The following is an 11,957-nucleotide window of genomic DNA, read 5'->3' as shown; positions in this document are numbered from 1 at the left end:
ACCGAAGTCGCTTTGCCCGGACAGCCGACGAACCCCGCGGCAAATCCGGTGCCGGGAACACCGCCGACGACCNGCGTCGACGCCACACCGGAAGATACGTCCGACGCGATGAAGAGCCTGCTCGCAGGCCTCGACTGGCTGGACAGCCTCAGCCTGACCGGGCTCGACGGCCAGAACCTCGACGAGATCGGCCTGCGCAATGGCAACCTCGTGGTCGACGATGAGCAGCGCGGCAACCGCTGGAATTTCGAAAACATCACCTTGAGCTTGAGGCGGCCGAGCGGCGGTGGCGTTGCCCTGAGTGTCGGCGAAGAAGGCCCCAAGGCCTGGGCGTTGCGGGTCCAGGTCGGTCCGGCGCGGGATGGCGTGCGCAGCGTCGAACTGCATGCCAGCCAGCTCCCGACCCGCAACGTTCTGCTCGCGCTGCGGCTGAAGAACCTCACCTACAGCGCTGATTTTCCGATCACCGGTGATCTCAAGGGTGAGATCGGACGCGACGGCGTGCCGACCTATTTGCGTGGCAAGCTGACCACCGGCGCCGGCACCATCATCGATGCCGATACGCCGGACTATCCGATGGCGATCGACCAGGCCGAGCTCAATCTCGAGTGGGACGCGAACCGCCGCGTGCTGGTGGCGCCGTTCAAGATTATCGCCGGCCCCAATCGTATTACGCTCTTGGCCTCGCTCGAGCCACCCAACGGCGCCACGCCGGACTGGCGGCTATCGCTGTCGGGCGGAACCATCGTGCTGCCGGGCACGGAGAAGGAAGCCCCGCTGATCTTCAACCGCATCGCTGTGCGGGCACGGTTCGATCTCGCGCATCAGCGGATCGTGCTGTCGCAAGCCGACTTCAGCAACGGCGAGATCAGCGTCGCCGGCTCCGGCGGCATCGATTATTCGGGCGAGCCGCGGCTGACGCTCGGTCTGGCCGGCACGCCGATGTCGGTATCGGCGCTGAAGCGGATGTGGCCCGTCCTGATCGTGCCCGAACTCCGCGAATGGGTGAACGAGCGGATCTCGGCGGGCTCCATCCAGACCATCGACATCGCGGTGAACTCGCCGCTGAAGAACCTGTCGCGGCGCGGGCCGCCGATTCCCGATGAAGGCCTGCTGGTGAACATCATCGGCACCGGCGCGACGATCCATCCGGTCGACGGCATGCCCGAGGTCCACGACGCCGACATGCGGGTGAGGGTGACCGGCCGCACCGCGACGGTGTCGATCAACCAGGCCAGCGCCGATACGCCCGGCGGCCGCAAGATCGCGCTGTCGGATATCCTGTTCGAGATTCCCGACATGGCGCCGAAGCCGGCGCCGTCGCGGATCAGGTTCAAGCTCGATGGCCCGGTGCAGGGCGTCGCCGAGGTGCTGTCGAGCGGACGTCTCAACGACGTCGCCGCACTGCCGATCGACCCGAACACCAGCAAGGGCACCGTCAGCGCTCAGGTGATGATGGGGATGCCGATCCAGCGCGAACTGACCAAGGCCGACACGACCTACACGATCAACGCCGACCTTAACGGCTTTTCGGCCGACAAGATCGTGATGGGCCAAAAGCTCGAAGCCAACACCCTGAAGGTCGTCGCCAACAATCAGGGCTATCAGATCAAGGGCGACGTCAAGATCAACGGCCAGCCGGCCTCGCTCGATTTCCGCAAGCCGGCGCAAGGCGATGCCGACGTCAAGTTGACGGCGACCCTCGACGATGCCGCCCGCGCCAAGCTCGGTATCGACCTCGGCCCCGCTATGAGCGGCGCCATTCCGGTAAAGTTGACCGGCAAGATCGGTGATAATGAGCAAGACAACAAGCTCAGCATCGACGCCGACCTGAGTTCGCTCAAGCTTGACAATTTGCTGCCGGGTTGGAGCAAAACGCCGGGCAAGGCCGGCCGCGCCACCTTTACCGTGACGCAGAAACCGCAGGGCACAAGGTTCGACGACATCTCGATCGAAGGCGGTGGGACGCTGATCAAGGGTTCGCTCGAGGTCGATCAGAACAACGAACTGGTCAGCGCCAATTTCCCCGTCTATTCGCCGTCCGAAGGCGACAAGGCCACACTGAAGGCCGACCGCGGCCAGGACGGTGTAGTACGGGTGGTGATGCGCGGCGACGTGTTCGACGGTCGCGGGTTCATCAAGTCGGCGATGTCCGGCTCATCGAACGATGCCAAGCAGTCCAAGTCGAAGTCCGTCGACTTCGACATCGACGTCAAGCTCGGCGCCGTCGCCGGCTTCTACGGTGAAGCGCTGCGCGGCGTGGATCTCAAGATGTCGCGGCGTAACGGCAATATCCGCAGCCTGACGATGAACGGCAAACTCGGTCGTGACACGCCGGTCACCGCCGATCTGCGCGGACGCAATCAGGGTGGGCGCGAGGTCATCCTGCTCGAGACCGCCGATGCCGGGTCGTTCTTCCGCTTCATCGACAGCTATTCGAAAATGGTCGGCGGTCACCTCGCGCTCGCCATCGAGCCTCCCGGCGTCGAGCCGAGCGAGAAGGAAGGCCTGATCAACGTGCGCGACTTCACGGTGAAGGGCGAGGCTGCGCTGGAGCAGGTCGCCTCGAGCGCGCCGAACGGCCAGTCGTCGGGGCTGGCGTTTTCACGCCTGCGCGCCGAATTCAGCCGGCAGAACGGTCAGCTCACGGTGCGTGATGGCGTGGTCAAGGGGCCGACAGTCGGCGCGACGATCGAGGGCTCGATCGACTACACCGGCAACCAAGTGCGGATGAGCGGCACCTTCGTGCCGATGTACGGGCTGAACAACATGTTCGGCCAGATCCCGATCGTCGGCCTGTTCCTCGGCGGCGGCAGCAACGAGGGTCTGATTGGGGTCACCTACGAGGTCGTCGGCACGCCGAGCAAACCGGTGCTGCGGGTCAACCCGATCTCCGCGATGGCGCCGGGCGTTCTGCGCAAGATATTCGAGTTCAACACCGGGCGGCAGAATAACAACACCGATTTCCCGGTGCCGCCGAACTAGGTGGTGGACTTAGAGGCCGCCGGTGCGGTCCGGTTTTATCCGGGAGCGACGTTCCTTGGAAAGCCGTACCGAGGTCGCAATGGACCAGAAGCAGACATCGTCACTGAAGTGGATTAGACGGTTAGTCGGGTTCTGGAGTTTTTCTGAAGAGATCCGGGGATCGATCATGACCAGCGTGCACCTCCCGGGCCCCGTCAACGGCTCGTGCCGCCGTGAGGGCCGCCATGTGCGACGCCAGCCAAGGCGGCACGCGCCTATTGTGAAGCGGGAGGAGGTCGGCGCTGCCGCTGCGTCGCGCCATGCGAGTCGACTTCGGGTTGACGGCCAGTTTAGCAGAATGAGCTAAGCCGGATGACGGCTCGGGCCGGGCCAGGGTGCGGAAGGTGACCGACCAGCTTGGCGCCGCGACAGGCGAAATGCTGTGCTCCCCGATGTGCCGAGAGGCTCCAGTCATCAGATAGATCGAACGCGGCGCTGCCGGAGTGTAAGCGCTCCCATCTTCGCCAGTGCGCCGCCCCGCGCCGTGTATTCGAGCGTGGCGAGCTGTGTGGCCAGCGCGTCTCGGCGCCGCACCTTCCCCCGTGTCTGCCTATCGGCAACTTCGGCAAAACCGAGTTGGGCGAAAAATCGCTGGTCGTCTAGGCTGAGTACACGCTCCGTCGCATTTGGCGGATCGTGCCGAAGCTGACCGAGCGAGGAGCAGAATGGTCGACAAGGTGTTCACCGGAACGGTGGTGCTGCCAGATCGCATGATCGACAATGGCTACGTGCTGGTGGGCGACGGCAAGGTTCAAGCGGTGGGCGCCGGTCCGGCGCCTGCGGGCGAGAGCCATGGCGGGCCCGACTATCTGGTGATGCCTGGTGCGATCGATGGACAAGTTCACAGCCGCAGTCAGCTCGGCCAAGAGGATTTCATTTGGTCGACCCGCACCGCAGCCTCGGGCGGCGTCACCACGATCGTCGACATGCCGTATGACGACGGCTGTCTGATCGCAACGGCAGAGCGTTTCAATACCAAGGTCAGAGAAGCCGGTGCGCAGGCGCGCGTCGATTTCGCCCTGTATGCGACCATCGACCCTGAGGAAGGGCCCGCGCGGGTCGACGAACTGGTCGATGCCGGGGCGGCGGCTTTCAAGTTCTCGACCTTCGGCACGCATCCGAAGCGGTTTCCGCGGATCACGCCGCAGCTGTTGTATAAGGCGTTCTGCGCGGTCGGCCGGCGCGGGCTGATGTCGGGCATTCACAACGAGAACGACGAGATGGTGCGCGCCTTCATCGCCGAGGTCGAGGCGAGCGGCGCGACCGACTACACGGCGCACGGCAAGTCGCGTCCGCCGGTGACCGAAGCGCTGGCGACTGCCGAGGTCTATGAGCTTGGAGTCGCCGCCGGTTGCCCGGTGCACATCGTGCATTGCTCGATCGGCCGCGGCTATGAACTCTCCGCGTCGTATCGCGCCCAGGGCCACGACTCGACGATCGAAGCCTGTATTCACTATCTCATCCTCGACGAGGACAACGACGTCCGCCGGCTCGGCGGCAAGGCCAAGATCAATCCGCCGCTGCGGCCGCGCCGCGAGGTCGAGGCGCTGTGGCATCATCTCGCCGCCGGCAACGTCACCATCGTGTCGACCGACCATGTCAGCTGGTCGGAGGATCGCAAGACCGATCCGAACATGCTGAAGAACGCGTCGGGCGTGCCGAGCCTCGAAGTGCTGTATTCGCTGCTGATGAAGGGGCTCGACGAACGCAAGCTGCCGCTCACTCACGCGGCGCGGCTGCTGGCGCACAATCCGGCTGCGCTGTTCCGCATCTCGCATCAGAAGGGCGCACTGGCGCTCGGCCGCGATGCCGATATCACGCTGATGCGCCGCGATCCGCATCGTTACTCGGCCGCGGCCAGCGGCAATTGCTTCGTGACCTGGAGTCCCTACGAGGGCATTGAATTGCCGTTCCGCACCGTCGGCACTTACGTGCGCGGCGAGTGCGTGGCTTCCGACGGCAAGGTGCTGGCCGAGCCGGGATCGGGCCGCTTCGTGCGGCCGCCCGAATGGGCGGTGCAGGCTAAGCATTGATGAGCCGGATGCGACGCGATAACGCTGCCGAAGCGCAGCGTGATGGAGCGAAGCCGTGAAACCGAATCTCCCACTCAATGCCGACCGATTGTGGGACGATGTCATGGCGCTCGCCGACATCACCGACCCGGCGAAGCCCTACACGCGGCGCTCGTTCACGCAGCTCTTCCTCGAAGGCCGCGCCTGGGTGGCGAAGCGGTTCGAGCAGGCCGGACTCACCGTCCGCATGGATGCCGGCGGCAATCTGATCGGCAGGCGCGAAGGCCGCGATCCGTCGCTCGGCGTCATTGCTATCGGCTCGCATAGCGACACCGTGCCGTCCGGCGGCCGCTTCGACGGCATTGCCGGCGTCGTGACCGGCCTCGAAATCGTCCGCGCGCTCGACGATGCCGGTGTCGTGCTCGACCATCCACTCGAAGTGATCGACTTTCTCGCCGAAGAGCCGAGCGAATACGGCCTGTCCTGCGTCGGCAGCCGCGCCGCCGTCGGCGCGCTCGACGACAAGATGCTGGCACTGACCGAGCCCGGCGGCGAGAAGCTCGGTGACGCCATCAAGCGCATCGGCGGCGATCCCGCGCGGCTCGCCGAAGCCAAACGCAGCGACATCGCGGCGTTCCTCGAGCTGCATATCGAGCAGGGCATCGTGTTGGAAAGCCAGTCGCTCGATGTCGGCGTGGTGACGTCGATCGTCGGCATTCGCCGCATCGAAGTGATCTTCGAAGGCGGCGCCGATCATGCCGGCACCACGCCGCTGCATCTGCGCCGCGACGCGTTGGTGGCGGCGAGTGAGACAGTGGCATCCGTGCGTCAACGCGCCGAGTGGCTGGCTTCCGAGACCAGCGGTTACTTCGTCGCCACCGTCGGCATCCTCGTCGTCGAACCCAACGCATCCAACGTGGTGCCCGGCCGCTGCCGGATGGTGATCGACGTGCGGACTACAGATCCGGCGATGACCACGCGGTTCGTGGAGGAGATCGACAAAGACAGTGCTGCCCATGCCGCAGCCGCCAGGGTCGAACGCGTCGCCTTCACGACATTGTCGGATGGACCGCCGGTCGCCTGCGCGCCGGTGCTGCGCGACGCTTATCACGCGGCGGCGCGCAGCCTCGGATTGAAAGCGACGGACCTCGCCAGCGGCGCCGGCCACGATGCGGCATTCATGAGTCGGATCTGCCCGTCGGCGATGGTGTTCGTGCCGAGCAAGGCCGGCAAGAGCCACGCGCCCGAGGAATGGACCGAGCGCGACGAGCTGGCCGCCGGCGCGGCGGTGATGCTGGAAGCACTCAAAGCACTGGACAAGTCGCTGCCGCGTCGGGCTGGGGCAATCGCCAAGTAACAGGGGACCAGGATGGGGCGTATTCTCGGGATGCAGGACGTCGAAGCGGCGATCCGCGGCGGATCGGTGTTCGCTGCCGGCGGCGGCGGCTGGGCCGATCACGGCCGCATGCTCGGCACCGCCGCGGTGTTGGCCGGACAGCCCGAACTGGTCTCAATGGATGAAGTCCCCGATGACGCCTTCATCGCCACGGCCGCGGCGATCGGCGCGCCGGCCGGCACCACCGAATGGCAGATGCTCGGCGTCGACTACGTCAAAGCCGTCGATATGATGCAGGATGCGCTCGGCGCCCCGATCTATGGTCTGATGATCGGGCAGAACGGCATGTCGAGCACGATGAACGCCTGGCTGCCCTCGGCGATGCTCGGCACCAAGGTGGTGGACGCAGTCGGCGATATCCGTGCGCATCCGACCGGCGACATGGGCTCGATCGGCATGGCCGGCAGTCCCGAAGCGACCATTCAGGTCGCGGTCGGCGGCCATCGCAATAGTAATTCGTATATCGAGCTGGTGGTGCGCGGCGCGACCGCGAAGATCTCACCGGTGCTGCGCAAGGCAGCCGACATGTCGGGTGGCTTCATCGCCAGTTGCCGCAATCCGGTGCGTGCGTCCTACGTCAAGAAGAATGCGGCGCTCGGCGGCATCTCCCGCGCGCTCGAACTCGGCCGCGCCATCCTGGCGGCCGAGAGCGAAGGCGGCGAGGCCGTTATCAAGGCGATCTGCAGTGCGACCTCGGGCACTATCCTCGGCACCGGCAAGGTGACCAGGAAGGCGGTGGTCTACACCGAGGCGGCGTTCGACATCGGCACCATCACGCTCCGCTGCGCCGGCCGCGACCTCGCGCTGCACGTCATGAACGAATACATGGCGGTGGAAGACGGCGACGGCAAACGGCTTGCCACTTTCCCGGACGTGATCACTACGCTTGATCGAGACGGCAAGCCGGTCAGTGTCGGCCACATCAAGGAAGGCGACGAACTGTCGGTGTTCCACATCGCCAAGGCGCATCTGCCGCTGAGCTCGTCGGTCAAGGACCCGTCGGTGTATCCGGTGTGCGAAGCCGCGCTCGGCATTCCGATCGCCAGCTACGCACTCGGCTGAGGCGCATCATGGCCAAGCCGTTCACGGTGACTTCCGGCACCAACCTGCGCTGCCGCGGTTGGCGGCAGGAGGGATTGCTGCGGCTCTTGGAAAACGTCCTCGCGGTCGGCGAAGACCCGGCCAACCTTGTGGTCTATGCGGCGCTCGGCAAGGCGGCGCGCGACTGGCCGTCGCACGACAAGATCGTCGAGACGCTGAAGACGATGGCGGACGACGAGACGCTGATCGTGCAGTCCGGCAAGCCGATCGGCCTGATCAAGACGCACGACAAGGCGCCGATCGTCATCATGGCCAACTGCAACATGGTCGGGCAGTGGGCCAAGGCCGAGAACTTCTACCAGTGGCAGAAGGACAATCTGATCTGCTGGGGCGGCCTGACCGCCGGCGACTGGCAATACATCGGCTCGCAGGGCGTCATTCAGGGCACCTACGAGATCTTCATGCGGATTGCCGAACGCCACTTCGGCAACAGTTTAAAGAGCCGCTTCGTGCTTACCGCCGGGCTCGGTGGTATGGGCGGCGCGCAGCCACTGGCCGGCCGCATGGCCGGCGCGGTGATCCTGTGTGTCGAGATCGATCCGGAGCGCATCGCCAAGCGGCTCGCGAACGGCTTCCTCGATGCGAAGGCGAAAGACCTCGACGATGCGCTGGCGATGGTCGAGGCCGCCAAGCGCGACGGCCGCGCCACCTCGATCGGGCTCGAAGGCAACGCCGCCGACGTCTACGAGACGCTGCTGGCGCGCGGCATCATCCCGGATGTCGTCACCGACCAGACCTCGGCGCACGATCTGGTCTACGGCTACATCCCCTCCGGTCGCAGCCTCGCCGAAGCGCGGCGGATGCGGGACGACGATGCATCGACGCTGATGCGCGAAAGCCGCGCCACCATCGTGCGTCACGTCCGCGCCATGCTCGGTTTCAAGAAGGCCGGCGCGGTGGTGTTCGACAACGGCAACCTCATCCGCACCCAGGCCAAGGAAGGCGGCGTCGCCGACGCGTTCGACATCCAGATCTTCACCGAGGCTTATCTTAGGCCGCTGTTCGCCCGCGCCATCGGTCCGTTCCGCTGGATCGCGCTGGCCGACGACCGCGACGATATTCGCCGCATCGACGATTACTTGCTGCAGGCCTTCGCCGACAACCACATCCTGGCGAACTGGATCTCGCTGGCGCGTCAGCACGTGCCGTTCGAAGGACTGCCGGCGCGCATCGCCTGGCTCGGCCACGGCGAGCGCACCCAGCTGGCACTCGCCGTCAACGCCATGGTCCGCCGCGGTGAGTTATCGGGCCCGATCGCCTTCACGCGCGATCATCTCGATGCCGGTGCGATGGCGCATCCCAACATCATGACCGAGCGAATGCGCGACGGCTCCGACGCCATCGCCGACTGGCCGCTGCTCAACGCGATGGCGATGTGTTCGTCGCAGGCCGACCTGGTGGCGATCCATTCCGGCGGCGGCGGTTACTCCGGTTACATGACCAGCGCCGGCGTCACCGTCATCGCCGACGGCTCGCGCGAGGCCGACGAGCGCATCGAACTGGCGCTGACCAACGATACAAGCCTGGGTGTCATGCGTTACGCCGACGCGGGGTACGAGGAGTCGTTCGAGGAGATCGAGGCGAAGGGCCTGCGGCACTTTGATCTGCGGCCTTGAGGACGCATCTCCTCGTCATTGCGAGGAGCGAAGCGACGAAGCAATCCAGCGCAGTGCACGGAGCTGGATTGCTTCGCTTCGCTCGCAATGACGAGAAAGGAGTGTCTTAGATTATCCCCCCGTCAGCTTCTTGCGCAGCGCGTTGACGAGGTCGCGTTCGGGCTGGGTCAGCGCTCGCTCGCCCGAGTAGATGACGTAAAGCCGCCGCGCGATCTGCGGGTCGATGATCGGGTGCGCGATCAGTTCGCCGCTATCGATCTCGCGGCGGATCGCCGACACCGGCAGCACGGTGCAGATCGGCAGCCGCGCCAGCATCGTCACCGCCATCGGCAGCGTGTCAGCTTCGATGGTCGTTGATACTTTGAGGCGCTTTTCGGCCGCCGCATCGTCGAGCAGCCGGCGCAGGCCGGAGCGCTGCGTCGGCAGCACAAGTGGATGCGTGAGCAACTCGGCGAGCGTGACCGGCCCCGGCGGCAACGGATCCTGATCGACGTGCGCGATTGCGGCGAGCGGTTCGGACGAGCCGAGCGGCAGGCGCGGCATGTGGGGCAATCCGGTTTCGACAATGGCGATGCCGATCAGGCCGCGCATCACCCAGTCCTGCAACACCGCGTTGGAGGCTTCTTGTATTGACAGCCGTAGCGCCGGTCGCCGTTGCTGCAAGTCGATCAATGCTTCGGCGACGCGGTTGAGCAGGAAGCCGTGCTGATTGACCGACGGCAGGATGCCGAGCGCGATGCGGCGGCTTTGTGGGGCCGCGTTCGCGTCGAGTTCGGTGAGCTGGCGCGCACGGGTCTCCATCAACGCCGCCAAGGGCGCAAACCGTTCGCCACGGTCGGTCGGCACCACGCCGTCGCCGCGGCGTGCGAACAGTGCGCCGCCGAGCGCACCTTCGAGCTTGTGCAGTTGCTCGCTCAGCGCCGGCTGGCTGATATTGATCGCCCGCGCCGCCGCAGAGACGCGGCGCAGCCGCTGCACCATGCCGAAGTAATGGATCTGCCGCAGGCTCATCGCCGGCCGCTCCGGGCGGCCGTTGTTCGGCTGATCGAGCGCGCTGCGCAGATGCTTGATGAATGTCGTGGTCAGCGCGTTGCCGGCTGCATCGGCCACGACGACCATCGGGGGCGCCCTATCGACCGGGATGGTCGCGACATTGTGCAGGCCGAGGCGCGGCGACACCAGGCTGGCCGGGACGAACACCGCCGCTTCCGGATTCTCGTCGATCAGCCGCGGCAGGTCGCCGGGGTGATCGGGCAGGAAGCGCACGCCGGCGACACGTGTCTGGCGGAAGTAACGATCAGCCTGCTCGACGAGGGCCGGCGCCAGAGCCGGAACGATGATGCGGCCGCCGAGCAGATCGGCTGCGGCCGGCGGCTTGCGGGTCGCCGCGGGCAGCCGGCAGGTCAAAACCCATTCGTCGCGCAGCAGTACGTTCTTGCGGGCGGCCGGGTCGCGGCCGAGGCGGATGTGAACGATATCGCGCTGCACCGCGGCCAATTCGGCGGCAAGCGGACCGATGCCGGGGTGATCCTTGTCGTCATTCCAGACCGGATCGACCAGCACATCGGGCCGTTCGGCCGCAAACGTCTCGACTGCCCGGCGCATCGCCTGGCTGATGCCGCCGATGGTGAAGCCGAGCTCGAGTTCGACACTCAGCACCCTCGGCTGAACCTTGTTGGGTTGCGTCGCCAAACGCCGGGCAAAGCGCTCCGCGATGAGCAGCGGATCGGCGGCGCGCAGCAGCAGGCGCGCGGCCGGCGTCGGGTGGATGCCGCTCGCGGCGCGCCGGAACAGTACGACGTCGAGATCCTGCTCCAGCGCCTTCAGCGCGCCGCTTAGGGTCGACACCGCTATGCCGAGGTCGTCGGCCGCGCGCGCCAGAGTCTCGGAGCGGCAAGCGGTCACGAAATAGGCGAGTGCGCGAAATTCGATCATGAATGTGCTACCAAATCGAACGATGGCAGAATGATATCGCTGCCGGCAGCAGCAGCTGCCCTTTCGGTTTTTCCTATAATCCAATTCGTCGCCGATATGTCTGGATTTGTCGACCGCCCAGAATAGGATTGCCCGTCGGGATCAGGATCGCGGAGGGCATAGCCGCCGATCTGTCGAAATAATCCGGCTTGCGCAACGATGCGGAGACACCTCACGGCATGAGCCGCGCCCCACACCAGCAGTCGATGCGCGCCTTCCTGGCGGCTCTCGAGCCTGGCGGCGACATGCTGACCGTGTCGGAACCGGTCGCGCTCGAATTTGGTGTCGCCGCGTGCCTGGCGGAAGCGGATGCGGGCCCGGCGGTGTACTTCGCCGCGCCGCAGAGCGAAACGCGCGCGAAGCTTCCGGTGGTCGGCAATCTGCTCAACGCGCTGCCGCGCTACGCTCGCGGACTCGGCTGCGAGGTCGGAGAGATCCAGACCCGCCTGCTTGCCGCCATCGACGCGCCGCTGCCGCACCGCAATGTCGATGCCGCACCGTGTCAGGATGTCGCCATCGCCAATCCGTCGCTGACCGACGAACTGCCGATCCCGCGCTTCTTCGAACAGGAAGAGGGCAACTACATCACCGCCGGCCTGATCGTCGCGCTTGATCGCGTCACTGGGCAGACCAATCTGTCGATTGCCCGGCTGATGCCGATCGGCGGCAATCGCGCATTCGTCGGCATCGCCCCCAATCATCACCTCGCGGTGCTGGCGCGCGCCGCTCACGCTCGCGGCGAGGTGCTGGATATCGCGGTGTGCATCGGCAACCACCCGGCGGTGCTGCTGGCGTCGTGTCTGTATCTCGGGCTGGGCGACGACGAGTTGCCGA

At 65.9% G+C, this 11,957-nt stretch carries 7 protein-coding genes; 6 read left to right on the top strand and 1 reads right to left on the bottom strand.

The window, feature by feature from the left end; translation table 11 throughout:
* From I5M_RS09905 to I5M_RS09885, 5 genes are all read left to right on the top strand, one after another.
* A partial coding sequence (locus tag I5M_RS09905; RefSeq protein WP_022721258.1) for a DUF3971 domain-containing protein occupies positions 1–2,985 on the top strand: 2,985 nt, incomplete at its 5' end.
* A 704-nt stretch (positions 2,986–3,689) separates the two neighbouring features.
* Positions 3,690–5,057, top strand: a complete 1,368-nt coding sequence (locus tag I5M_RS09900) for a dihydroorotase family protein (RefSeq protein WP_022721257.1) — start codon at positions 3,690–3,692, stop codon at positions 5,055–5,057.
* A gap of 55 nt (positions 5,058–5,112) precedes the next feature.
* A complete protein-coding gene (locus tag I5M_RS09895; protein ID WP_022721256.1) occupies positions 5,113–6,393 on the top strand; it encodes a Zn-dependent hydrolase in 1,281 nt (426 codons plus the stop codon).
* Between the two features lie 12 nt (positions 6,394–6,405).
* Positions 6,406–7,494, top strand: coding sequence for a DUF917 domain-containing protein (locus I5M_RS09890; RefSeq protein ID WP_022721255.1), 1,089 nt, complete (start codon positions 6,406–6,408; stop codon positions 7,492–7,494).
* A gap of 8 nt (positions 7,495–7,502) precedes the next feature.
* Positions 7,503–9,149 carry a urocanate hydratase gene (locus I5M_RS09885; RefSeq protein ID WP_022721254.1) on the top strand — a complete coding sequence of 549 codons (1,647 nt, stop codon included), beginning with the start codon at positions 7,503–7,505 and terminating at the stop codon, positions 9,147–9,149.
* Positions 9,150–9,260: 111 nt separating this feature from the next.
* Here the strand turns inward: I5M_RS09885 and I5M_RS09880 are convergent, their stop codons facing one another.
* Positions 9,261–11,084, bottom strand: coding sequence for a LysR family transcriptional regulator (locus I5M_RS09880; protein WP_022721253.1), 1,824 nt, complete (start codon positions 11,082–11,084; stop codon positions 9,261–9,263).
* Positions 11,085–11,302: 218 nt separating this feature from the next.
* Between I5M_RS09880 and I5M_RS09875 the strand changes: the two genes are divergently transcribed.
* Positions 11,303–11,957: UbiD family decarboxylase (locus I5M_RS09875; protein WP_031335989.1), on the top strand; the 655-nt coding region annotated here is incomplete at its 3' end.

It is taken from the genome of Rhodopseudomonas sp. B29 (assembly GCF_000333455.1).
Taxonomy (GTDB): domain Bacteria; phylum Pseudomonadota; class Alphaproteobacteria; order Rhizobiales; family Xanthobacteraceae; genus Rhodopseudomonas.
This window is presented reverse-complemented; position numbering and strand designations above follow the sequence as displayed.